At 71.2% G+C, this 23,241-nt stretch carries 19 protein-coding genes; 9 read left to right on the top strand and 10 right to left on the bottom strand.

Annotation, left to right across the window (positions count from 1 at the left end):
* Nucleotides 1–229, top strand: a 229-nt coding sequence (locus ABFC67_RS01000; protein WP_346736174.1) for an RsmE family RNA methyltransferase, incomplete at its 5' end; no start/stop codon positions are given.
* Nucleotides 230–371: 142 nt separating this feature from the next.
* Here ABFC67_RS01000 and ABFC67_RS00995 read toward each other — a convergent pair.
* The 8 genes from ABFC67_RS00995 to ABFC67_RS00960 form a co-directional block, all read right to left on the bottom strand.
* Nucleotides 372–845, bottom strand: coding sequence for a chemotaxis protein CheW (locus tag ABFC67_RS00995; RefSeq protein ID WP_346736173.1), 474 nt, complete (start codon nt 843–845; stop codon nt 372–374).
* Nucleotides 842–2,638, bottom strand: coding sequence for a chemotaxis protein CheB (locus tag ABFC67_RS00990; protein ID WP_346736172.1), 1,797 nt, complete (start codon nt 2,636–2,638; stop codon nt 842–844). The genes ABFC67_RS00995 and ABFC67_RS00990 overlap by 4 nt, the downstream gene beginning before the upstream one ends.
* 1 nt (nt 2,639) lies before the next feature.
* Nucleotides 2,640–8,663, bottom strand: a complete 6,024-nt coding sequence (locus tag ABFC67_RS00985) for an Hpt domain-containing protein (RefSeq protein ID WP_346736171.1) — start codon at nt 8,661–8,663, stop codon at nt 2,640–2,642.
* Between the two features lie 9 nt (nt 8,664–8,672).
* Nucleotides 8,673–9,545, bottom strand: coding sequence for a CheR family methyltransferase (locus ABFC67_RS00980; RefSeq protein WP_346736170.1), 873 nt, complete (start codon nt 9,543–9,545; stop codon nt 8,673–8,675).
* Nucleotides 9,546–9,706: 161 nt separating this feature from the next.
* Nucleotides 9,707–11,740, bottom strand: coding sequence for a methyl-accepting chemotaxis protein (locus ABFC67_RS00975; RefSeq protein WP_346736169.1), 2,034 nt, complete (start codon nt 11,738–11,740; stop codon nt 9,707–9,709).
* A 29-nt stretch (nt 11,741–11,769) separates the two neighbouring features.
* On the bottom strand, nt 11,770–12,315 hold the full coding sequence (locus tag ABFC67_RS00970) for a chemotaxis protein CheW (RefSeq protein ID WP_346736168.1): 546 nt from the start codon (nt 12,313–12,315) through the stop codon (nt 11,770–11,772).
* Between the two features lie 13 nt (nt 12,316–12,328).
* Nucleotides 12,329–12,700, bottom strand: coding sequence for a response regulator (locus tag ABFC67_RS00965; protein WP_346736167.1), 372 nt, complete (start codon nt 12,698–12,700; stop codon nt 12,329–12,331).
* A 34-nt stretch (nt 12,701–12,734) separates the two neighbouring features.
* Nucleotides 12,735–13,091, bottom strand: a complete 357-nt coding sequence (locus ABFC67_RS00960) for a response regulator (protein ID WP_062534690.1) — start codon at nt 13,089–13,091, stop codon at nt 12,735–12,737.
* A gap of 286 nt (nt 13,092–13,377) precedes the next feature.
* On the opposite strand from ABFC67_RS00960, the gene gshB reads away from it, so the two are divergent.
* From gshB to ABFC67_RS00930, 6 genes are all read left to right on the top strand, one after another.
* A complete protein-coding gene (gene gshB, locus ABFC67_RS00955) occupies nt 13,378–14,322 on the top strand; it encodes a glutathione synthase (protein WP_346736166.1) in 945 nt (314 codons plus the stop codon).
* A complete protein-coding gene (locus ABFC67_RS00950; RefSeq protein ID WP_346736165.1) occupies nt 14,319–15,179 on the top strand; it encodes an energy transducer TonB in 861 nt (286 codons plus the stop codon). Before gshB ends, ABFC67_RS00950 begins: the two co-directional genes overlap by 4 nt.
* A 297-nt stretch (nt 15,180–15,476) precedes the next feature.
* Nucleotides 15,477–16,040: a YqgE/AlgH family protein gene (locus tag ABFC67_RS00945; protein WP_346736164.1), complete on the top strand. Its 564-nt coding sequence runs from the start codon at nt 15,477–15,479 to the stop codon at nt 16,038–16,040.
* A complete protein-coding gene (gene ruvX / locus ABFC67_RS00940) occupies nt 16,037–16,459 on the top strand; it encodes a Holliday junction resolvase RuvX (RefSeq protein ID WP_346736163.1) in 423 nt (140 codons plus the stop codon). Before ABFC67_RS00945 ends, ruvX begins: the two co-directional genes overlap by 4 nt.
* Complete coding sequence (locus tag ABFC67_RS00935) at nt 16,456–17,370, top strand: aspartate carbamoyltransferase catalytic subunit (protein ID WP_346736162.1); 915 nt, start codon at nt 16,456–16,458, stop codon at nt 17,368–17,370. The genes ruvX and ABFC67_RS00935 overlap by 4 nt, the downstream gene beginning before the upstream one ends.
* A 58-nt stretch (nt 17,371–17,428) precedes the next feature.
* A complete protein-coding gene (locus ABFC67_RS00930) occupies nt 17,429–19,156 on the top strand; it encodes a hypothetical protein (RefSeq protein ID WP_346736161.1) in 1,728 nt (575 codons plus the stop codon).
* A 76-nt stretch (nt 19,157–19,232) separates the two neighbouring features.
* Here ABFC67_RS00930 and ABFC67_RS00925 read toward each other — a convergent pair whose 3' ends face one another.
* Both ABFC67_RS00925 and ABFC67_RS00920 read right to left on the bottom strand, forming a co-directional pair.
* On the bottom strand, nt 19,233–20,381 hold the full coding sequence (locus ABFC67_RS00925; RefSeq protein ID WP_346736160.1) for a PilT/PilU family type 4a pilus ATPase: 1,149 nt from the start codon (nt 20,379–20,381) through the stop codon (nt 19,233–19,235).
* 160 nt (nt 20,382–20,541) lie between these two features.
* A complete protein-coding gene (locus tag ABFC67_RS00920; RefSeq protein ID WP_346736159.1) occupies nt 20,542–21,579 on the bottom strand; it encodes a type IV pilus twitching motility protein PilT in 1,038 nt (345 codons plus the stop codon).
* A gap of 117 nt (nt 21,580–21,696) precedes the next feature.
* Here ABFC67_RS00920 and ABFC67_RS00915 point away from each other — a divergent pair, with 117 nt between their 5' ends.
* Nucleotides 21,697–22,350 carry a YggS family pyridoxal phosphate-dependent enzyme gene (locus ABFC67_RS00915; RefSeq protein ID WP_346736175.1) on the top strand — a complete coding sequence of 218 codons (654 nt, stop codon included), beginning with the start codon at nt 21,697–21,699 and terminating at the stop codon, nt 22,348–22,350.
* Between the two features lie 31 nt (nt 22,351–22,381).
* Nucleotides 22,382–23,200 carry a pyrroline-5-carboxylate reductase gene (proC, locus tag ABFC67_RS00910; protein ID WP_346736158.1) on the top strand — a complete coding sequence of 273 codons (819 nt, stop codon included), beginning with the start codon at nt 22,382–22,384 and terminating at the stop codon, nt 23,198–23,200.
* Nucleotides 23,201–23,241: the final 41 nt, after the last annotated feature.

The following is a 23,241-nucleotide window of genomic DNA, read 5'->3' as shown; positions in this document are numbered from 1 at the left end:
CCTCGCGCTGCTGCCGCAAGGCGAGACGGCGCCGCGCGCGCTGGGCGCGCTGCCGCACCACGCGCTGCTGGCGGTCGGTCCGGAAGGTGGCTTTGGCGAGCGCGACGTGGCGGCGCTGCGCGCGGCGGGTTTCGCCGGACTGCGCCTCGGCCCGCGCGTCCTGCGCACGGAGACGGCCGGCCTCGCCGCGCTGGCGGCGCTGCAGGTGCTGTACGGCGATCTCGGATAGGCCGGCGCACCCCCCGCGGCGACTGCAGGGGCTGTAGGGTGGGCTTCAGCCCACCATCGCGACGCAATCGAACGGAGTGACGGTGGGCTGAAGCCCACCCTACGCACCCTACATGCTGTACGGCGACTTCCGAGCGGCAGCCTCAGGCCGCTGCCGCGAGCGCTTCCTGCACCATCGCCTCGATGGCGTCGAGGTCCGGGATCACGGCGTGGTCGTCGCGCACCAGCACCTGCTCGCGCACGCCCGGCGGATGCGCGTTCTCGTCGCCGGTCGGCACGATGATGTCCTGGCTCAGCGTGGTCAGGCGCGGGAAGCCCTGCGTCGCCATGGCGATGAACGGCATGCGCGGATTGCCGCCGAGCGCCTTCAGCACGGCGACGCGCGAGTTCAGCGCGCGCTCCTGCGCGGCGAAGCCGGCCAGGATCGAGAACGACACCAGCGGCAGCCGCCAGCCGCGCCAGGCGATGCGGCCGAGCAGCCATTCCGGCGCGTTGGCCACCTTGTCCGGCGTGGCGAAGGTGATGACCTCGGCCACCGTGGCGTTCGGCAGCAGCACGCGCCCGCCGGTCACGTGAACCAGCACGCCGCGGATCTCGCGAGGCAGTTCGGTGCTCATGTCGTCTTCCCTTGCTTGTCCAGTTCGGCCAGCAGCCGCGCCGCCAGCGCGCGCGGCGTGCCGGTGTGGGCGACCACGCCCGCCGCGCAGGCGCCGTCGACCATCGAGCTGACCACGCAACTGTCCGGATCCTGCGCCCATACCGTGCCGCCGCGCGCGACCACTTCCAGCGATCCGGCGACGGCGTCGTTGGCCATGCCGGAGAACACGATCGCCAGCAGGTCGGCGCCGAAGGTCTCGGCGAGGTCGCCGAAGGTGTGGTCGATCGAGGGCGCGTAGGGACAGCCTTCCGGCAGCGCTTCCAGCCGCACCCGACCGCTGCGGTCGAGCCGCACGCGGCGATCGGCCGGCACCACCAGCACCTCGCCGTGGCCGACGCCGACGCCGGCGGCGGCGATGCGCACCGGCAGCGGGCTGAATTTGGCGAGTTGCGCGGCCATCGCGTCGACGAAGGCGGCATCGAGGTGCTGGGCCAGCACCAGCGTCGCCGGCAGATCCGTGGGCAGCGCGTTGACGAACTCGCGCACCGCCTCCGGTCCGCCGATCGACGCGCCCAGCGCGACCACGCGGCGCACGCGCGTCGCGCCGGCGTCCAGGCGCATCTCGGCGACCGCGCTCGCGGCCTCGGCCTGGACCGGCTTCGGCGCAATCGCTTCCTCCATCGGCACCAGCTCGAGGCTCATGCCGGGCACGACCGGCGTATCCGCGGCGTCGCCGCCTTCGGGGGCGAGGTATTCCGCCGCCGACACCTTCTCGACCTTGACCGCCAGCGGCGCGTCGCCGGCCGGCGCGGCGTCGGGGGCGAGGTATTCGGCGGTGCTGATCTTCTCCAGGCCGAAGTGGATCGGCTCGGCCTCGGTTCCGGCGGCGGCGGTCCCGGGCGCCAGCAGCTCGGCGGCGGATACGGTCTCGATGCCGAATTCGTGCGGCTGCGCGCGCGGCGGCGGTGCGGTCGGCGCCGCGGTTTCGTAATCGACCAGATCCCAGCTCGGCGAAGCCGGCACGACCGGAGCAGGCGCAGCCGGATCGGCGCTGCCGGCCACGACCGTCGGCGCAGGCGCCGTCGCCGCATCGAACGCCCGATCGAAATCCAGGCCGGTGCCGTCGATCGACGGTGCTTCGGCGCCGGCGGCCGCTTCGCGGTCCGCTGCCGGTTCGGGCACGGGCGCCGCCGCGGCGGGCGTGGCGGGCGCATCCTCGAACAGCGCGTCGAGCTGCGCGGCCAGATCGTCCGGCGTGGCCTCGACCGAATGCGGCACGGGCTGCGCGGCGCCCAGGCCGGGCAGGTCCTCGAACAGCGCCTCGATCTCGGCCAGGTCGAGCGGCGGCGCGTCGACTTGCGCCGGCGCCGCGGGTTCGACGGCGGCCATGCCGGGCGCCTCCGCCGCAGCCGGCAGCGCCGCGGCCTCGGCGACCGCGGCAACCTCGACCGGGCGCGCATCGGCCGGACGCGGCGGGTCGACGTCGTCGCGGTCGAGGATCTTGGCGGCGAAGTGACGCGCCCAGCGCGCCTGCTCCCAGCCTTCCAGCGCGCGCGTGGCGTCGGCATCGTTGAACACCACCCGGCAGGCGGCGGCGTCGAGCAGGTCGTGGATGCGGTCGAGCTGTGCCTCGACGGCGTCGTCGAGATTGATCACGACCACGTCGACGCCGGCCAACGCCTCGGCCGCGAGCGCGGCCGGGGCGCCCTCGTGCGCGATGCGCGCGCCAAGTTCGGCCAGCGCGGCGCGCAGCGGCGCGCCGAGTTCCGGATCCTCGAACAGCAGCGCGACGGTGGGCATCTCGGCCTGCATCTCAGACTCGACTCGCCTTCAGCGCGTCCTGCACCTCGCGCACCAGGTCGAGCTCCTGGTACGGCTTGCCGAGGTAGCGCTCGACGCCGATTTCCTGCGCGCGCTGGCGGTGCTTCTCGCCGGTGCGCGAGGTGACCATGATGATCGGCACGCCCTTCAGGCGCGGGTCGTTCTTCATGTAGGTGGCCAGCTCGTAGCCGTCCATGCGCGGCATCTCGATGTCGAGCAGCATCAGGTCGGGCACGCGGTCCTGCAGCTTCTCGACCGCGTCGAGGCCGTCCTTCGCGGTGACCACCTCGATGTCGTGGCGCTCCAGCACGCGGCCGGTGACCTTGCGCATGGTGATGGAGTCGTCGACCACCATCACCATCGGCTGGCGGCGGCGCTCGGGCTCGGCCTGCAGCGGCGGCGGCGCCTCCAGGGCGATGCCGTCCTCCTCGGCACGCTCGCGCAGCGCGGCCGAGCGGCGCACCAGCGGCGCCAGGTCGAGGATCATCACCACCGAGCCGTCGCCCATGATGGTGGCGCCGAAGATGCCGGGCACCGAGCTGACCTGCGGGCCGACCGACTTCACCACCACTTCGCGCGAGCCGATCACCGCGTCGATGCGCACCGCGGCGCGCTGGTCGCCGGTGCGGGTCATCAGCAGCGGCAACTGCGTCTCGTCGGCGAGGTGCGCCGCAGGCACGCCGAGCAGTTGGGCGAGGTCGTGGATGGCGAATGTTTCGCCGGCGTAGGTGTAGCTGGGATCGGCTTCGCCGAGGCGGCGGTCGAGGTCGTCGCGCGCGATGCGCACCACGCCCTGCACCGACGACATCGGGATCGCGTAGGCGGAATCGCCCAGGCGCACCAGGATCGCCTGCGTCACCGCCAGCGTGAACGGCAGGCGGATGATGAAGGTGGTGCCGCGGCCGCGCTCGGAGTCGATCGCCAGCGTGCCGCCGAGCTGCTTGATCTCGCTGTGCACCACGTCCATGCCGACGCCGCGGCCGGCCAGCTGGGTCACCGTCTCGGCGGTGGAGAAGCCGGTTTCCAGCACGAAGCCGTACAGGTCGCGGTCGGACAACTGCGCGTCGGGCTTCATCAGGCCGCGCTCGATCGCCTTGCGGCGGATCGCGTCGCGGTCGAAGCCGCGGCCGTCGTCGGAGACGCGGATCACCACCTCGGTCGCCTCGCGGCTGACCCGGATCGAGACCGTGCCGTCCTCCGGCTTGTCGGCGGCGCGGCGCTCGGCCGGCGCCTCGATGCCGTGCGCCAGCGCGTTGCGCAGCATGTGCTCGAACGGCGCCTTCATGCGCTCGAGCAGGTTGCGGTCCATTTCGCCCTGTGCGCCTTCGACGCGCAGTTGCGCGCGCTTGCCGACCTCCTGCGCCGCCTGGCGCAGGGTGCGGCGCAGCGACGGCACCAGCGAATCGAACGGCACCATGCGCGTGCGCATCAGGCCTTCCTGCAGGTCGGAGCTGACGCGCGACTGCTGCAGCAGCAGCGTTTCCGACTGGCGGGTGAGGTCGTCCAGCAGGCCCTGGATCGACACCAGGTCCGACACCGACTCGGCCAGCGCGCGCGAGAGCTGCTGCAACTGCGAGAAGCGGTCCAGCTCGAGCGGGTCAAAGGTGGCGTCGCGGCCGGCCTCGTGCTCGCGCTGGTAGCGCGACAGGATCTGCGCTTCGGTTTCGATCTCCAGCTTGCGCAACTGCTCGCGCAGACGGCTGACGGTCTGCTCGAACTCGACCAGGTTGAAGCGGAAGGTCGAGATCTGCTGCTCCAGGCGCGAGCGGTAGATCGACACCTCGCCGGCGTAGTTGACCAGCGAGTCGAGCAGCTCGGAGCGCACGCGGATCATTTCCTGCGGTGCGCGCGCCGGCTCCTCGACCGGTTCCAGCGGCGGACGCTGCGCCGGACGCGGCGCGGGCCTCGCCTCGGCGACGGGCTGCGGCGCAGGCGGCGTAGCCACCGTCTCCGCGGCCGCGGTTCCCGCCGCGTCGGCGTCGGCGTCGGCCACCGCGGCGGGCGCCTCCAGCGGCCGCCCTTCCGCCAGCGCCTCGAAGCGGGCGATGGCGTTATCCGGCATGGCGATGGCGCGGCCGTGGGCGACGCGCTGCACCATGCCGTGCAGGCGGTCGAAGCCGCGCTCGAGCGATTCCACCGCCAGCGGATCGGCCTGGCGGCGGCCCTCGCCGACCTGTTCCAGCAGCGTCTCCATGGCGTGGGCGAGGTCGCCGATCGGCGCCAGGCCGGCCATGCGCGCGCCGCCCTTAAGCGTGTGCAGGTCGCGCTGCAACCCGCCGATCAGCTCGCGCTGGTGCGGGCTCTCGCGCAGCTTCGCCATCAGCGAATCGGAGTGGTCGAGGATATCGACGCCTTCCTGCACGAAGATCTCGAGCAGGTCGGTGTCGAGGTCGGGCAGGTCGAGCGCACCGTCCGGCTGCGGGTCGTCCGGGAACGGCACACGCGCGCGCGCGGCCGGCGCGGGCGACGCGATTTCCGGCGCCTGATCGGACGGCACCTCGTTGGCAGCGGCGTCCGCGTGCGGCACGGCGGCGGCGAGGTCGCCTTGCGGCGGCGGCACCGCGAAGCCGGCATCGATGCCGTCCGCCGGCGCGGCGGCGGGCGCCTCGTCGGCGTGATCGCGGGCATCCGCAGCCGGCGCATCGAGCGATGCGTCGGCCGGCGGCGGCGCGTCGGACGGAGCCTGCGCGGCCGACTCGAGCACGATCGCGTCGCCGAGGTCGGAGAACTCGGCGAGGTCGAAGCCGACCCCGCGCTCCACCGGCGCATCCGCGGGCGGCGCGGCCGCGTCCAGCGCGGCCATCAGCGCGGCGGTCAGGTCCTCGTCGACGGATCCGGACGCACCGGCCTCGGGCAGCGCGATGCTGTCGGCGTCCGCCGGCAGCGCATCGTCCGCCGCCGCGGCCTCGTCGGCTATGGCTTCGGCTTCGTAGAACACGTGTGCGACGGTCGGCTCCGGCAGCGCATCGCGCAGCGCGGCGATGCGCGCGGCGAGCGCGCCCGAATCCGGCAGCTCGGGCTGCGCGGCGTCGAACTGCGCCATCACGTGATCGACCAGGTCGGCGGCTTCGCGCAGCGCAGCGACGCCGTCCGCGCCGGGCGCGGTGTCCAGCGCGCGCAGGCGCTTCAGGTACGACTCCAGCGGCGCCAGCACGTGGCCGATCACCGGGATGTCGACCATGGCGATCGCGCCGTTCAGCGTGTGCACCGCGCGCAGCAGCGGCTCGCCGACCGCGGGCGCGTCGGGCGCGCATTGCGCCAGGTATTCGCGCACGCTGCCGAGGTGCTGCGCCACTTCGCTGCGCAGGATTTCCAGCAGCAGCGGGTCGACTGCCGGCAGCATCGCCGCGACCGGCTGCGGCGCGGCGAAGGCGGGACCGGCGACGCCGGCGAGCGTCGCGGCGGGCACTTCGGCCACATCCGCGCGCGGCCGCGGCACGCGTCGCTTGACGATGCGCTTCACGGTCTGCATGCGCGGCTGCACGAACTGCTCGACGCGGGCGCTTTCGCCGGCAGCGAGGCTGTCGGCGACCTCCATGATCGCGCCCAGCGGCGCATTCGGCGCGCCGTCGCCGCGCAGCGCGGCGAGCAGGCCGGGCAGCGCGTCGACGGCGTGCGCGACCAGCGCGCGCACGTCCTCGCCCGGCGGGATGCTGTGGTCGAGCACGCGGTTGAGCATGTTCTCGACCTTCCAGCTGAACTCGCCCAGGGCCAGCGCGCCGACCAGGCGGCCGGAACCCTTCAGCGTGTGGAAGGAACGGCGCACCGGCTTCAGCGCTTCGAGGTCGTCCGGACTCGACGCCCACGCCGGCAGGTGGCGGCGCAGGTTCTCGATCTCTTCCTGCACCTCCTCGACGAACACCTCGCGGATCTCCGCGTCGATCTCTTCGGAGGCGGCCTGGAAGCCGGCATTCGTGCCGAGCTCGGCGCCGACCGGCACTTCCTCCTCGATTTCCTCTTCGATCTCGATCCAGTCGTCGCCGGCATCGGACGGCGGCGCGGTCGGCTCGGTCTCGGTCAGCTTCAGGCCGCGCAGGTGCTCGGCGTACGGCTCCGGCATGCGCGCGTCGCCAACCACCAGGTCTTCCATGCCGCGTCCCGCGGCGATGCTGACCGGTTCGAACGGCGCCGCGGCGTCGGCATCGCCGCCGCGCTGCAGCTCGAGCCCGGTGAAGTCCACGCCTTCCTCGACGGCGCCCTCGTCGGTCGGGCGCAGCGACGCGCTGCGGCCCTGCGGCAGGCTGTCGCCCCACTGCGGGAAGTCGCCGCCCGCGGCGACGGCCGCTTCGGCCGGCGACGTCTCGCGCCGCGGCGGCACCGGCCAGTAGCCGAGCGCGCCCAGGCTCTGGCGGGTGACTTCGAGGATGCGCTCGCGCCCGCCGCGGTGCTCGCGCGCCGCCTCGAGGTAGTACTCGATCGAGGCCAGCGCGTCGGCCAGCTTGTCCATCTGCTCCGCAGTGGGGATGCGGCGGTCGACGATCAGTTCGTTGTCGACGAAGCGGCCGATGCCGGCGAGCAGGTCGGCCGGGCGCTCGACGTCGAGCATGCGCAGCGCGCCGGCGATTTCCTCCAGCAGGCGCGGGATCTGCTCGACCCGCGCGTGGTCCCACGGCGACTCGATGAAGGCGACGATGTCCTCCTTCACCTTGCCGAGGTTGAGCGCGGCCTCGCGCATCAGCGCCTCGAGAATCTTGCGCGCCTCGGCCTTCGGCAGCGCGTCGGCGGCATTGGCGCTCTCGACGGCCGCACCGAGGCGGTCGATGTGGTCGTCCAGCGACGCTTCGACGTAGAGCAGCGCGCCGGCGACGTCGAGCAGGGTGCCCTCGTCGGCCGGGCGCGCGCGGGTGGCGATGTCCTCGACGATGCGGCGCTGCTCGCCGACCACGCGGCGCGGCACGCCGAGACCCAGCATGCCGAGGGTGTCGCCGACGCGGTCGAGCAGCTCGGCCTGGGCGCCGAGCCGCGCGGGATCCTCGTCGCGCTGGCGCAGGAAGATGTCCAGCGCTTCCTTGACGCGCAACAGGTCCTCCTTGATCGCGTGCGCGACGGTGTCGAGCAGGGCGCGGTTGTGGCCGGAAATCGAGCCGCGCGCGTGCTCGATCTCCTTCTCGCTGGGCAGCAGGCGGTCCAGGCGATAGGTCTGGCGGATCTGCGCGACGCGGCCCTCGGCCGGCGCGGCCTGCGCGACGTAATACAGCAGGTTGCGCACCAGTTCCTCGCCCTCGGCGTCGGCGAGCGCATCCTCGCCGCGATCGCCGAGCTGCCTGAGCGCGCGGTCGACGCGGCCGACCAACTGTTTCAGCGCCGAACTGTCGGCGGTCAGACGGCCCTGCTCCAGCGCCTCCAGCACGCCGCCAGCGACCCAGCCGAGCCGGCGCGGCGCCAGCGCATGGCAAAGCGCGACCGCCGCGTCCAGCACTTCGCGCATGCGCGCGAGGTGCGCGGCGGCGTCGCCCTGGCCGCGGAACCAGCCCAGCAGCGCCGGCTGGAAGCGTGCGCGCAGCACGGCGACCTCGCGCTTCAGCCCGGCGGCATCGACCGGCGCCGCGGCGGCCGGCAGCTCGGCCGGCAGCGCTGCCTGCAGGTCGGGGGTGAACAGCACGCTCTCCGACAGCAGCTTCTCGCCGCGGCACGCGCGCAGGTCGTTCAGCAGCGGCAGCAGGACCAGCGGGATGTCCTTGTGGCCGCTCTGCAGGCGCTCGAGGTAATCGGGCATCTGCACCATGCCGCGCATCAGCACGCCGTAGGCGTCGTCGCGCTGGCGCACCTGGTCGTCCAGCAGTGCCTGCGCGAGCCGCTCCATTTCCTCGACGACCATCGCCGCGCCATACAGCTCGACCATGCGCAGCGTGCCCTGCACCTGGTGCAGGTAGGTCGCGCAGAAGCGCATCAGGCTGGCGTCGGCCGGATCCTCGACGTACGTCTCGAGGGCCTGGCGCGCCTGCTTCAGGGTTTCGTCCAGCTCGGCCTTGACCCAGTTGAGCGTGGTGAAGTCGATGTCTTCTTCGAGTCGCATGCGCGTGCCTCAACGGTTGCGCAGGTAAGCGAGCGTGCCGGGGCAGGCCACGCGGGTGAGCAACGGGTGCGCGAATGCGGTGACCTCGCCGGCGCCGAGCAGCAGCAGGCCGCCCGGCCTGAGCAGGCCGGCCAGCGTTGCCAGCAGCTCGCGGCGGCGCTCGCGGGCGAAATAGATCAGCACGTTCTGGCAGTAGATCAGGTCGAGCTGCTTCAGCGGCGCCTGCGCGACGTCGAGCAGGTTGAGCATCGCGAAGCCGACCCGCCGGCGCAGGCGCTCGATCACGGTGAAGCTCTCGCCGTCCAGCATCTGCACGTAGTCGGCGCGGTATTCCGGCGGGATCTCGCCGAGCCTCGTGGCGGGATAGACCGCGCTGCGCGCGGCCGCCAGCGCGGCATGGCTGACGTCGGTTGCGGTGACGCCGACGTAGGCCTGCGCATCGGCGCCGCCCGGCGCCAGCTTGCGGTCCAGCACCATCGCCAGGCTGTACGCCTCCTCGCCGCTGGCGCAGCCGATGCTCCACGCGTGCATGGCGCGCGCACCGTCGCGCAACTGCTCCGGCAGCCAGCGCTCGGCGATCAGTTGCAGCGACGGCGGGTGGCGGAAGAAGCGGGTCTCGTGGACGGTCAGCCGATCGACCAGCGTGGCCCACTCGACCAGGCCGGAGCCCTCCGCGCTGACGTGCGCGTAGTAGCTGGCGTAGTCGGCAAAACCGGCCTCGCGCATGCGCGCGCGCACCGCGCCGACCAGGAACGGCTTGCGCTCCGGCGCGACCACCACGCCGGTGCGCGCCTCCAGCAGGCGCACCCAGCGGGCGAACTCGGCGTCGTCCATCGGCAGCAGCGACGGGACGGACGGCAGCGGACTGAACGCGAGCGCCATGCCTGGTTCATCCTCCACGTTCAAACCGCGCCGCCGGCATGCGCCGGCGTCAAGCCCGCCGCCGCACGGGCCGCCGCGCCGCGCCTGCGGGGGGCGCGGCGGATGCGGTCATGGCGGCGTTCGCGGACACGGACATGCACGATCCTGCGGACCTCTCCCGATCAGTAGTTCGGCAGCTTGAAGTCGGCGACCGAGCGGCGCAGGTCGGCGGCGAGCTGGGCCAGGTTGCCGATCGACTCGGCGGTCTGGCTGGCGCCGACCGAGGTCTGCGCGGTGATCTCCTGAATCACGTTCATGGTCGCCGAGATGTTGGTCGCCGCGGCGGACTGCTGGCGCGCCGCCTCGGAGATGTTCTGAATCAGGTCGGCGAGGTCGTTCGACACCTTTTCGATCTCGCCCAGCGCGGTGCCGGCGTCCTCGGCCAGGCGCGCGCCGGCGACCACCTCGGCGGTGGTCTGCTCCATCGAGCTGACTGCCTCGTTGGTATCGGACTGAATCGTCTGCACCAGCGTCTCGATGCGCTTGGTCGCGTTCGACGCGCGCTCCGCGAGTCGCTGCACCTCGTCGGCAACCACCGCGAAGCCGCGGCCCGCTTCGCCGGCCGAGGCGGCCTGGATGGCTGCGTTCAGGGCGAGAATGTTGGTCTGCTCGGCGATGTCGTTGATCAGTTCGACGATCGAGCCGATTTCCTGCGAGGACTCACCGAGGCGCTTGATGCGCTTCGAGGTCTCCTGGATCTGCTCGCGGATCGAGTCCATGCCCTGGATCGTCTGGCGCACGATGCCGGCGCCCTTGGAGGCGATCTGCACCGAGCGCTGCGCGACCTCCGCCGATTCGGCCGAGTTCTTCGACACCTCGTCGATCGACACCGCGATCTCGTTGATCGCCGCCGACGCCGAGGTGATCTGCTGCGCCTGATGCTCGGCGGCCTCGGCGAGGTGCATCGCGGTCGCCTGCGTTTCCTGCGCGGCCGCCGACACCTGCACGGCGGTCTCGTTGATCGTGGTCACCAGGCTGCGCAGCGCTTCCACCGCGAAGTTGACCGAATCGGCGATCGCGCCGGTGATGTCCTCGGTCACGGTGGCCTTCACCGTGAGGTCGCCTTCGGCCAGCGAGCCCATCTCGTCCAGCAGGCGCAGAATCGCCTCCTGGTTGCGCTGGTTCAGCTCGGTGGTGACCTGGCCGCGACGGCGCTGGTCGTTGATCAGCGCCCACGCCAGCACGACCGCGCAGACCAGGGTGATCAACGCCGCGATGGCGCCGATGATCAGGTTCGGGAACGGCCGCAGGGTGGGCAGCTTGCCGAGGTTGGTCGATACCTCGTTGGCGCGCAGCAGCACGTTCTGCGAATCCAGCGAGGCCTGGTTGGCGGCGTCCTTGACGTCCTGCAGGGTCGGCGCGGCGGTGACCAGCTTCTGCACCGGGTCGCCGAGCTGGCCCCAGGTCTTCTGGATGTCCTCGAGGATCTGCCGCGCGCTGGCGTTGTCCATCGCGCGGATGTTGAAGTCGGGGTTGCCCTCGACCAGGCCCTTCAGCACCGCGCTGTAGAGCTGCGCGTCGCGCGACAGGCCGTCGGCGGCGGTGGCGGCGCCTTCGCCGCCCTGCAGGATCTCCTGCACGCGGCGGATCATGCGGTCGGCCAGCAGCATCTGGCGCGCGGCGGTGAAGGTCTGCGCCGCGCTGCCGTTGCGCTGCTGCAGGATGTTAACCACCTCGTCCATGCGCGAGTTCAGGATCGGCATCTGCCGTGCGAACTGGCCGGCCTGGTCGGCGGAATTCAGCACCAGTGCGCGGTTGGCCAGCACCTTGCTGACGTCGCCGTTGAGCTGGTTCCAGGCCTGGGTCAGCGCGGCCAGCGAGTTGCCGACGCCGGCCGCCGCGTGGGCGTAGCCGGGCATGCCGGTCTTCGCATCGCCCTTGTCGAGGCGCTGCACGCTGGAGTCCAGCGCATTGCGGGTACTGTCGAGCTCGTTGAACGACTCGATGTTGCCGCCGGCCGCCTCGAACGCGTACTTCGAGATCTGCTGCGACACCACCTGGATCTGCGCGGTCAACTGGGCGGCCTGGCGTTCCTGGTCGTTCTTGATGTTCAACCAGACGAAGTCCACCACGGCGACCAGGAACGCCAGCACCATGACGAAAATCAGCAGACCATGGCTGCGTTCCTTACCGATTGCCCCCGACGTCGTACTCATGCTTCACCTCACCCTGTCGCAGTCCGGGTTCATGCCGCGGCCTGCTGGAAATCCGGCGCACGCACCAGGTTGGTCATGCTGAACATGCCCCAGCGCGTTTCCCCCAACATCACGTTTTCCGCCACGAACCGCACCAGTCGCTCGTCTTCCTCGGCGGCAGCGCCGACGCGCTGCTCCTCGGTGAGGTTGCGCTGGCCCAGCACCTCGTCCACCAGCAGCCCGACGCCGCCGCCGTGCTGGCGCACCAGCAGGACGCGGCTCTGGTCCGACACGTGGCCGCGCTCGCCGGTCAGGAACTGGCGCAGGTCCGCGACCGGCACCAGGTTGCCGCGCACGTTGGCCACGCCGAGCAGCCATCCGCGCGTGCCCGGCACCGGCGCCAGCGTCGGCATGGTCAGGATTTCGTTCACCTCGGCGATGCTGCTGACGAAGTACCACATGCCCACGCGGAAGCCGATGCCGCGCCACAGGCCCGGCGCCTCGATCTGCTCGGGCATGCCGGCCACGTGCGCCAGGCTGCGGCGCTCGTACTCGGCAAGCAGCTCGAACGGCATCAGCGACGTGCCAGCGCTCATGATGGCGGCGGCCTCAGGCAGCATTCGGAAGCAGGTTGTGGATGCGCGTCAGCAGTTCCTTCTCGCTCACCGGCTTGGTGAGGAAGTCCTTCGCGCCCTGGCGCAGGCCCCAGACGCGGTCGGTTTCCATCGACTTGGTGGTGATGATCAGGATCGGGATGTTCGCGGTATCCGGGTCGCGCGACAGCGTGCGCGTCGCCTGGAAGCCGTTCATGCCCGGCATGATCACGTCCATGATCACCAGGTCGGGCTTGGCGCGCTTGACCGCGGTGATGCCGTCCTCGGCGCTGGCCGCGCTGGACACCTTGTGCCCGGCCTTCTCCAGCAACGTGGTGAACACGCGCACGTCGGTCGGCGAATCGTCGATGATGAAGATGTGTGCCATGAATACCCCCTGTGGTGCGCGCAGCCCGCCGTCGTCACTTCAGCTCGACGTGCCGACGGATCGCCCCGAGCAGTTCCTCGCGCGTGAACGGTTTGGTCAGGTACTGTTCCGAGCCGACGATGCGGCCGCGCGCCTTGTCGAACAGCCCGTCCTTGGAGCTGAGCATGATCACCGGTGTCGAACGGAACATCTGGTTGTTCTTGATCAGCGCGCAGGTCTGGTAGCCGTCCAGGCGCGGCATCATGATGTCGACGAAAATGATGTGCGGCTGCAGGTCGGAGATCTTGGAGAGGGCCTCGAAGCCGTCCACCGCGGTCACCACCTCGCAGCCTTCCTTCTTGAGCAGGGTCTCGGCGGTACGTCGAATGGTCTTGGAATCGTCGATGACCATCACGCGCAGCCCGGTGAGGCCGCCCTGTTTTGCGTTGTCTTCCACTCTCGACCCCCAGCCGCCACCTCAAGGGTTCGGCAAAATATGCTTGCAAGTCGCGTGCCGCTGCCGTCCATTGCGCCCGCGACTGCGTCAGGCCCCGGCACCCTCGGTCCGCGGCCCGATCGCATCGCTCACTGACTGATGACGGCTGTTTAACCAATGTTTATCAAAGCTGTCAAGTTGAGCCCCTAAGTGGCTGCCCGCAAACATTTATGCCGCTGCCTGAATTCGCCGGAGACCGCCCATGCCGCTGACCGTCGCCGTCCTGATGGACCCGATCGCCAAGATCAAGATCCGCAAGGACTCCACTTTCGCGATGCTGCTGGAAGCGCAGCGCCGCGGTCACCGATTGCTATACATGACGCGAAGCGACCTTGCCGTGCGCGACGGCACACCCTGCGCACGCCTGGCGCCGCTCAGCGTGCGCGACGATCCGGCGGGCTGGTTCGAACTGGGTGACGCGCAGTGGCAGGAACTGCGCGCGGCAGACGTGATCCTCGCGCGCTGCGACCCGCCGTTCGACGCCCAGTTCCTCTACGACACCATGGTGCTGGAGCTGGCCCAGCGCGCCGGCGCGCTGGTGGTGAACGATCCGCAGGGCCTGCGCGACGCCAACGAGAAGCTGTTCTCGCTGCAGTTCCCGCAGTGCTGCCCGCCCAGCCTGGTGGCGCGCGACCGCGACGAGCTGAAGCGCTTCGCCGCCGAGCACGGCGAGATCGTGGTCAAGCCGCTGGACGGCATGGGCGGCCGCGGCATCTTCCGCACCCGCCACGACGACCCCAACCTCAACGTGATCCTCGAGACCGTGCTCGGCGACGGCAGCCAGCTCGCGGTGGCGCAGCGCTACATCCCGGAGATCGTCAAGGGCGACAAGCGCATCCTGATGGTCGACGGCGAACCGGTGCCGTACGCGCTGGCGCGCATCCCGCAGGGCACCGACTTCCGCGGCAACCTCGCCGCCGGCGGCCGCGGCGAGGGCATCCCGCTGAGCGAACGCGACCGCTGGATCGCCGCGCAGATCGGCCCCGAGCTGAAACGCCGCGGCCTGGTCTTCGTCGGCCTCGACGTGATCGGCGACTGGCTGACCGAGATCAACGTCACATCCCCGACCTGCATCCGCGAGCTGGACGCGCAGTTCGGCATTAACATCGCCGGGACGTTGTTCGACGCGATCGAAGCCCGTACGTGAGCAACCCTGCCCGCACCAGCGCCGACCGCTTCGGCGTCACCCTGCTGTTCTCGCTGATCGTGCATGCGGTGGTGGCGCTCGGCCTCACTTTCGAGTTCGCCAAGCCGCGGCCGAGCCTGCCGGCGCTGGACGTGACCCTGGTGGCCTCGGCCAACGCCGAGGCGCCGAAGAAAGCCGACTTCCTCGCCCAGGCCAGCAACGCCGGCGGCGGCGATTCCAACCGCGCGCACCGGCCGTCGCAGCCGTTCTCCAGCCCGCTGCCGAAGTCCGACCCGGGCGTCGCGCCGCGGCCGCTGACGCCCGCGGCGCCCGAGCGCAGCGACCCCAGCGGTCCCGAGGTGCTGACCCGCGCGCACTCGGACTACCACGCGCCCAGCGACCCCGACCGTCGCGCGCAGCCGCTGGACGCGCAGCAGCGCGCCGAGCTGGCCGTCGACCGCCGTCTGGAAATAGCGCGGCTGGCCGCCGAGGTGCGCCAGGAGGCCGAGGCCTACGCCAAGCGCCCGCGCAAGAAGTTCATCTCCGCCAACACCCGCGAATACGCCTACGCCGCCTACATGAAGGCATGGGTGACGCGCATCGAGCGCGTCGGCAACCTGAACTACCCCGACGAGGCGCGCCGCCGCCAGTTGCACGGCGACCTGGTGCTGACCGTCGGCCTGAACCGCGACGGCACGATCAAGAGCCTCGACGTGATCCAGTCCAGCGGGCACAAGGTGCTGGACGACGCCGCCATGCGCATCGTGCGCCTGGCCGCGCCGTTCCCGCCGTTCCCGCACCGCGACGACCGCATCGACGAGCTGTACATCACGCGCACCTGGCAGTTCCTGCCGGGCGACATCCTGCGCAATCGGTGAGGAGGGCAGGGAGTGGGGAGTGGGAAGTAGGGAGTAGGAAGTGGGGAGACGGAAAAGCTTAGTGCACGCCCGTCATTCCGGCGCAAGCCGGAATCCAGTTGGATGAACCGTGCAGAGCACGCCACGCAGAACCGTCATGCAAATGTGCGTAAAGGCACTGGATTCCGGCTTGCGCCGGAATGACGAGATGGAAATCCTGCGGGACCATGATGGCGGCATACGCTCCATGCTGCGCATCATTTCTTTCCGTCTCCCTACTCCCCACTCCCTACTCTCCGCTCCGCGTACAATGTCGCCATGCGCGAGCCCACCTTCCTCTCCGGCCATTTCCTGATCGCCATGCCCGCGCTCGGCGATTCGCAGTTCGCGCGCAGCGTCACCTTCCTGTGCCAGCACGGCGAGGAAGGGGCGATGGGGCTGCTGGTCAACCGCGTCTCCGACTACTGCCTCGGCGACGTGCTGGCACAGATGAAGCTGTCGTGCGAGGACAGCGGCATCAGCGAGGCGCCGGTGCTGTTCGGCGGACCGGTGCAGCCGGAGCGCGGCTTCGTGCTGCACGAGGCGAGCGGCGACTGGGACTCCAGCTTCCGCATCAGCGAGCGGCTGGCGATCACCACCTCGCGCGACATCCTCGCGGCGATCGCGGGAGGCCGCGGGCCGCGCCGCGCGCTGGTCGCGCTGGGCTACGCCGGCTGGAGCGCCGGGCAGCTCGAGCAGGAAGTGCGCGACAACAGTTGGCTGACCGTCGAGGCCAGCGAGCAGATCCTGTTCGAGACGCCGCTGGAGCAGCGCTGGAGCGCCGCCGCCGCGCTGGTCGGGGTGGACGTCGCCCAGCTCACCGGTTACGCCGGGCACGCATGAGTTGCGTGCTCGGATTCGATTACGGCACGCGCACGATCGGCGTCGCGGTGGGCAACCGGCTCACGGCCGATGCGCGCGAGCTCGACACGCTGGCCGCGCAGGGCGGCGATCCCGACTGGGCCCGCCTCGACGCGCTGCTGGCCGAATGGAAACCCGAGGCGCTGGTGGTCGGCCTGCCGCTGACCCTGGACGGCGGCGAGCAGCCTGCCAGCCGCGGCGCGCGCGCGTTCGCGCGCCGGCTGGAAAAGCGCTATCGCCTGCCCGTGCACCTCGCCGACGAACGTCACACCTCGCAGGAGGCGGCGCAGCGCTTCGCCGCGCAGCGCGCCGCCGGCCTGAAGCGCCGCCGCGACGCGCAGGCGATCGACGCGCTGGCCGCCGCCGTCATTCTGGAAAGCTGGCTCGCTTCGCACCCATGACCGACCGTCTGCGCCACCTCACCACCCTCGAAGGCCTCGACCGCACCGCGCTAGTGCGCCTGCTCGACCGCGCGGAGGCGATCCGCCACGACGGCGCGCCGCGCGACCTGCTCGCCGGGCGCACCGTGCTCAACCTGTTCTTCGAGCACTCCACGCGCACGCGCACCTCGTTCGAACTGGCCGCCAAGCGCCTCGGCGCCGACGTGGTCAACTTCGACGTTGCGCTGTCCTCGACCAACAAGGGCGAATCGCTGCTCGACACGCTGCACACGCTGGAGGCGATGCGCCTCGACGCGCTGGTGGTGCGGCACAAGGAGAACGGCACGCCGGAACTGCTGGCGCGCCACGCGACCAGCGCCGTCGCCGTGGTCAACGCCGGCGACGGCCAGCGCGCGCATCCCACCCAGGGCCTGCTGGACGCGCTGACCATCCGCCAGCAGCGCCCCGACTTCGAGAACCTGGCCGTGGTGATCTGCGGCGACATCCGCCACTCGCGCGTGGCGCGCTCCGACGTGCACGCGCTGGCCGCGCTCGGCGTCGGCGAGATCCGCCTGTGCGCGCCGCCGGCGCTGCAGCCCGACCCGGCGGAGTTCCCGGGCTGCCGCATCGGCGAGGATTTCGACACCGCGCTGCGGGGCGCCGACGTGGCGATCATGCTGCGCATCCAGAAGGAGCGCATCGTCGACGCCGCGCTGCCCGACGACGGCGCCTACTTCGCGCGCTACGGCCTCGACGCGCGCCGCCTGGCGCTGGCACGGCCGGGCTGCCTGGTAATGCACCCCGGCCCGATCAACCGCGGCATCGAGATCGCCGACGCGGTCGCCGACGGGCCGCAGTCGCGCATCCTCGCGCAGGTCGCCAACGGCGTGTTCGTGCGCATGGCGGTGCTGGCCGAACTGCTGGGCCGCTGATCCGCCGCCGCGTCTCGGGCATACTCGCCGGCGGGATGCCCCCACGGGAGTTGTCCGCATGCGCACGATCGCGCGCCGCCTGGTTCCATGTGTCGCGCTGGCGCTGGCCCTGGCCGGCTGCAAGCACCGCGACCCGAACGCCCCGCTCGCCTTCGTGCCGGCCGACACGCCCTACGTGTTCGCCAATGCGGACCCGCTGCCCGAAGCGGTGCTGCAGGCGTACGAGCAGCACATGCCGACCCTCTGGAAAGCGCAGTTCGGCGGCTTCGGCCAGCTCGCCGACGCGCTGCGCGAGAAGGACCCCGACACCGCGCGGGCACTGGATGCGGTCGGCGCCGAGATCGGCAACCTCGACACGCCGCAGAAATGGCGGCAGGCCGGCGTGGACACGCGCGGGCACTACGCGTTCTACGGCGTCGGCCTGGCGCCCGTCGCGCGCGTCGAACTGGCCGACGCGGCGGCGTTCCGCGCGCTGGTCGGCCGCATCGAGCAGCGCATGGGCCGCAAGCTGGCGGTCGGCACGCTCGACGGCCAGAGCTACTGGCAGCTCGGCGGCGACAGCCACCTGCGCGTGCTGCTCGCGATCGAGCGCGACAAGCAACTGGTGGCGACGCTGGTGCCCGCGCAACTCGACGCGCCGACGCTGCGCGAGGTGCTGGGGCTGCAGCGCCCGGCGAAGAGCCTGGCCGACGCCGGTACCCTCGAGGATCTCGCCGACGCGCGCGGCTACAAGCCGAACGGCGCCGGCTACGTCGACACCGCCCGCCTGCTGGCGCGGCTGGGCGACCCTCGCGACGTGCTGACGCGGGCCTACGCGCAGGCGCTCGGCCTGGGCGCGCCGAGCGCGGACCCCGCCTGCCCCGCCGAGTTCGCCAGCGTCGCCGCCAAGGCGCCGCGCCTCAGCATGGGCTATGCCGAGATCTCGGCGCAGCGCATCGACCAGCGCATCGACGCGGACCTGGCGCCGCCGCTGGTCGCCGCGCTGCAGAAGCTGCGCCAGCCGGTGCCGGGCATGGGCAGCACCACGAGCGACGGGCTGGTCGACATCGCGCTCGCGCTGCCGATGCTGAAACTGCGCGAGTTCTGGATCGCCCAGGCCGACGCCGTCGCCGCGCAGCCGTTCCGCTGCCCCACGCTGCAGCCGCTGAACGCCGGTTTCGCGGCACTGCGCCAAGGGCTCGACAGGCTGGCCGTGCCGCCGCTGGCGAACGTGCTCGGCCTGCGCCTCACCCTGGCTCGCCTCGACCTCGGCGGCGCCACGCCTGCACCGGCCGCGCTGGCGCCGGCGACGCCGATGCCGCAGTTCGGCGCACGCCTGCTGGTCGCCAGCGACAATCCCGCCGGGCTGTTCGGCATGGCGAAGATGGCGGTGCCGGGCCTGCGCGATTTCCGCCTCGCCGCCGACGGCAAGCCGGTCGCCCTGCCCAGCGGGGGCGTGCCGGGCGCCAATGGCCCGCTCTACGCGGCGATGGACGCGCACGCGCTGGCGCTCGGCAATGGCGTGGATGCGATGGCCGCGCTGCCCGCCTACCTCGGCGCGCCGGGCGGCGACGGCGCCGCGCTGGTGCGCATGAGCTTCGACGGCAGGTTCTACAGCGCGCTGGCGACGCTGATGCAGCGCCTCTCCGCCGCGCAGCAGGCGCCGACGGCGCCCGCGCAGCGCGCGCAGCTCGAACGCCAGCGCCAACTGTTCGCCATGTACGCGCAATGGATCCGCCGCGGCGATGCGCAGCTCGAGCTGAACGCGCACGGCCTGCGCCTGCGCAGCACGACCACGCTGAACTAGCGCGCCGCGGGGCCCCCATCGACGCGAAGGCCGCCCTCGGGCGGCCTTCGCGTTCCTGCGGCGCCGGGATGGCCGCTCAGAAGCGCCGCCCCGGATCGTTGGTCTCGACCAGGTCGACGCCGTCCAGGCCCTGGCTGAGCGTGTGCGCGTCGCCGCCCTGCGCCAGCTTGATGCGCAGGCGCACCTCGTTGGCCGAGTCGGCGTGGCGCAGCGCGTCCTCGTAGGAGATCTCGCCGGCCTGGTACAGCTCGAACAGGCTCTGGTCGAAGGTCTTCATGCCGAGGTTGGTGGATTCCTTCATCACGTCCTTGAGCTTGTGGATATCGCCCTTGCGGATGTAGTCGGCGACCAGCGGCGTGCCCAGCATCACCTCCATCGCCACGCGTCGGGCCTTGCCGTCCGGGGTCGGGATCAGCTGCTGCGCGACGATGCCCTTCAGGTTCAGCGACAGGTCCATGAACAGCTGCGGACGCCGGTCCTCGGGGAAGAAGTGGACGATGCGGTCGATCGCCTGGTTGGCGTTGTTGGCGTGCAGCGTGCACAGGCACAGGTGGCCGGTTTCCGAGAAGTTGATGGCGTGCTCCATCGTCTCGCGGGTACGCACCTCGCCGATCATGATCACGTCGGGGGCCTGGCGCAGGGTGTTCTTCAGCGCGTTGTCCCAACTGTCGGTGTCGATGCCCAGCTCGCGCTGGGTCATGATGCAGCCCTCGTGCTTGTGCACGTACTCGATCGGATCCTCGATGGTGATGATGTGGCCGGTCGAGTTCTGGTTGCGGTAGCCGATCATCGCCGCCAGCGAGGTCGATTTGCCGGTGCCGGTGGCGCCGACGAAGATGATGATGCCGCGCTTGGTCATCGCCAGTTGCTTGATGATCGGCGGCAGGCTGAGTTCCTCGACGGTCGGGATCTTGGTCTCGATGCGGCGCAGCACCATGCCCACGCAGTTGCGCTGGTAGAAGCACGACACGCGGAAGCGGCCGACGCCGGAGACGCTGATCGCGAACTGGCACTCGTGGGTCTTCTCGAACTCCTCGCGCTGCGCGGGCGTCATCACGTTCAGCACCATGTCGCGCGACTGCTGCGCGGTCAGCGCGTTCTGCGTGATCGGCACGATGCGTCCGTTGACCTTCATGCTGGGCGCGACGCCGGCCGTGATGAACAGGTCGGACGCCTTCTTGTGCACCATCAGCTTGAGGAAGGAGGTGAAATCGATCTCGCTCATGGGGTCGCTCCCGGGACTCGGGACTCGGGACTCGGGACTCGGCAAAGCGATTCTCGCCAGCCGCGTTCCGAAGCCGTACGTCCTGTCTCCGCGCTAAGTTGCACCGGCGGCATTTCGCGTCGCCCTTCGAGTCCCGAGCCCCGAGTCCCGAGCCCCGCCCTCACTTGAAGATTTCCTTGTTCTTGGCGTAGTCCATCGCCTGCTGGCGCGCCACCAGGCCGCGCCGCACCAGGTCCTGCAGGCACTGGTCGAGCGTCTGCATGCCGTACTGCTGGCCGGTCTGGATCGACGAGTACATCTGCGCGACCTTGTCCTCGCGGATCAGGTTGCGGATCGCCGGGATGCCGACCATGATCTCGTGCGCGGCGATGCGCCCGCCGCCGACCTTCTTCAGCAGCGTCTGCGAGATCACCGCGCGCAGCGACTCCGACAGCATCGAGCGCACCATCGGCTTCTCGCCGGCGGGGAACACGTCGATGATGCGGTCGATGGTCTTGGCCGCCGACGAGGTGTGCAGGGTGGCGAACACCAGGTGGCCGGTTTCCGCGGCGGTCAGCGCCAGGCGGATGGTCTCGATGTCGCGCATCTCGCCGACCAGGATGAAGTCCGGGTCCTCGCGCAGCGCCGAACGCAGCGCCTCGTTGAAGCCGTGCGTGTCGCGGTGCACCTCGCGCTGGTTGATCAGGCATTTCTGCGCGGTGTGCACGAACTCGATCGGATCCTCGATGGTGAGGAGGTGGCCGTACTCGTTCTTGTTGATGTGGTCGACCATCGCCGCCAGCGTGGTCGACTTGCCCGAGCCGGTGGGGCCGGTGACCAGGATCAGGCCCTGCGGCTGCGCGATCAGGTCCTTGAAGATCTTCGGGCAGCCGAGATCCTCCAGCGTCAGCACCTCGGAGGGAATGGTGCGGAACACCGCGCCGGCGCCGCGGTTCTGGTTGAACGAGTTGACGCGGAAGCGCGCCAGGCCGGGGATCTCGAACGAGAAGTCGACCTCGAGGAATTCCTCGTAGTCGCGGCGCTGCTTGTCCGACATGATGTCGTACACCAGCGAGTGCACCTGCTTGTGGTCGAGCGCGGGGATGTTGATGCGGCGCACGTCGCCGTCGACGCGGATCATCGGCGGCAAGCCGGCGGACAAATGCAGGTCCGAAGCCTTATTCTTGACGGAGAACGCCAGCAGCTCGGCGATATCCATGCGCTACACCCCCACTGTGGAACGAATGACGTGCGCCCCAGGCCGCGGGCAGTATACCCACACCCCGCCGCTCCCGGCGCGGCGCGCGGAGGGCGCGTGAGCGCGCCGGCAGCGGCGTTGGCCGCGGTGCGCGCGCGCGTCGAGCGTGCCGCCGCGCAGGCCGGGCACGCGGTCGCGCTGGTCGCGGTCAGCAAGACCCAGCCGGCCGCCGCCGTGCGCGCGCTCGCCGCGGCCGGCCAGCGCGCGTTCGGCGAGAACTACGTCCAGGAGGCCCTCGCCAAGCAGCGCGAGCTGGCCGACCTGACGCTGGAATGGCACTGCATCGGCCCCCTCCAGTCCAACAAGTGCCGCGAAGTCGCCGAACATTTCGCCTGGTTGCAGAGCCTCGACCGCGAGAAGCTGGTCGAACCGCTGGCGCGCCACCGTCCCGCCGGCCTGCCGCCGCTGAACGTGCTGCTGCAGGTCAACGTCGACGCCGAGGCGAGCAAGTCCGGCTGCGCGCCTGGCGACGTGCCGCGGCTCGCCGCCGCGGTCGCCGCCGCGCGCGGTTTGCGCCTGCGCGGCCTGATGGCGATCCCGCAACCGCACCCCGATCCGGCGCAGCGACGCGCCGCGTTCGCGCGCATGCGCGAGCTGTTCGGCGCGCTCGCCCGCGAGCATCCGCATATCGATACGCTGTCCATGGGCATGTCCGACGACTTCGAACTCGCCATCGCCGAGGGCGCCACCATGGTGCGCATCGGCAGCGCCGTGTTCGGGCCGCGCGGTTAAGCTAGGCGAATCTCGACAGGGAAAACGTGCAATGAATCGCATCGCGTTCATCGGCGGCGGCAACATGGCGCGCAGCCTGATCGGCGGGCTGGTGCGCACCGGCACCGCCGGCGCGGCGATCGCCGTGGCCGAGCCGCGCGCCGACGCGCGCGAGGCGCTGGCGCGCGAGTTCGGCGTCGGCGCCTGGGCCGACAACGCCGAGGCCGCGCGCGGCGCCGACGTGCTGCTGCTGGCGGTCAAGCCGCAGATGATGCGCCAGGTCTGCGAGGGGCTGGCCTCGACCGTGCTGGCCGGACGGCCGCTGGTGATCTCGATCGCCGCCGGCATCCGCCTCATCCAGCTCGAGCGCTGGCTGGGCGGGCGCCTGCCGGTGGTGCGCTGCATGCCCAACACGCCGGCGCTGATCGGCGCCGGCGCCACCGGCCTGGTCGCCAACGCGCGCGTCAGCGCGCCGCAGCGCGCCGAGGCCGAGCACATCCTCGGCGCCGCCGGGTTGGCCGTGTGGATCGACGACGAGGCGCAGATGGACACCGTCACCGCGCTGTCCGGCTCCGGGCCGGCCTACTTCTTCCTGCTGGTCGAAGCGCTGGAGGACGCGGCGGCGCGGCAGGGGCTGCCGCGCGAGACCGCGCGCCGCCTCGCCATCCAGACCTGCCTCGGCGCCGGCCGCATGCTCGGCGAAGACGGCGAGCCGCCGGCCGCACTGCGCCAGCGCGTCACCTCGCCCGGCGGCACCACCCAGGCCGCGCTGGACGCCTTCGCCGCGGGCGGCTTCGCGGCGCTGGTCGCCGCCGCGGTCGCCGCCGCCACCCGCCGCGGCGGCGAGCTGTCGGCCCAGCTCGGCGACTGACGCCACCACCCTCCAACCTGCAGGATTCGACATGGGTTATT

The organism is Mizugakiibacter sp., assembly GCF_039680435.1.
In the GTDB taxonomy this organism is placed as follows: domain Bacteria; phylum Pseudomonadota; class Gammaproteobacteria; order Xanthomonadales; family Rhodanobacteraceae; genus Mizugakiibacter.
This window is presented reverse-complemented; position numbering and strand designations above follow the sequence as displayed.

Coding starts and splice junctions, on each gene's coding strand:
- ABFC67_RS00975 (WP_346736169.1), bottom strand. CDS start 11,740: ATGAGTACGACGTCGGGGGCAATCGGTAAGGAACGCAGCCATGGTCTG.
- ABFC67_RS00995 (WP_346736173.1), bottom strand. CDS start 845: ATGAGCACCGAACTGCCTCGCGAGATCCGCGGCGTGCTGGTTCACGTG.
- ABFC67_RS00980 (WP_346736170.1), bottom strand. CDS start 9,545: ATGGCGCTCGCGTTCAGTCCGCTGCCGTCCGTCCCGTCGCTGCTGCCG.
- ABFC67_RS00965 (WP_346736167.1), bottom strand. CDS start 12,700: ATGGCACACATCTTCATCATCGACGATTCGCCGACCGACGTGCGCGTG.
- ABFC67_RS00920 (WP_346736159.1), bottom strand. CDS start 21,579: ATGGATATCGCCGAGCTGCTGGCGTTCTCCGTCAAGAATAAGGCTTCG.
- gshB (WP_346736166.1), top strand. CDS start 13,378: ATGCCGCTGACCGTCGCCGTCCTGATGGACCCGATCGCCAAGATCAAG.
- ABFC67_RS00930 (WP_346736161.1), top strand. CDS start 17,429: ATGCGCACGATCGCGCGCCGCCTGGTTCCATGTGTCGCGCTGGCGCTG.
- ABFC67_RS00925 (WP_346736160.1), bottom strand. CDS start 20,381: ATGAGCGAGATCGATTTCACCTCCTTCCTCAAGCTGATGGTGCACAAG.
- ABFC67_RS00985 (WP_346736171.1), bottom strand. CDS start 8,663: ATGCGACTCGAAGAAGACATCGACTTCACCACGCTCAACTGGGTCAAG.
- ABFC67_RS00970 (WP_346736168.1), bottom strand. CDS start 12,315: ATGAGCGCTGGCACGTCGCTGATGCCGTTCGAGCTGCTTGCCGAGTAC.
- ABFC67_RS00945 (WP_346736164.1), top strand. CDS start 15,477: ATGCGCGAGCCCACCTTCCTCTCCGGCCATTTCCTGATCGCCATGCCC.
- ABFC67_RS00935 (WP_346736162.1), top strand. CDS start 16,456: ATGACCGACCGTCTGCGCCACCTCACCACCCTCGAAGGCCTCGACCGC.
- ruvX (WP_346736163.1), top strand. CDS start 16,037: ATGAGTTGCGTGCTCGGATTCGATTACGGCACGCGCACGATCGGCGTC.
- proC (WP_346736158.1), top strand. CDS start 22,382: ATGAATCGCATCGCGTTCATCGGCGGCGGCAACATGGCGCGCAGCCTG.
- ABFC67_RS00960 (WP_062534690.1), bottom strand. CDS start 13,091: ATGGTCATCGACGATTCCAAGACCATTCGACGTACCGCCGAGACCCTG.
- ABFC67_RS00990 (WP_346736172.1), bottom strand. CDS start 2,638: ATGCAGGCCGAGATGCCCACCGTCGCGCTGCTGTTCGAGGATCCGGAA.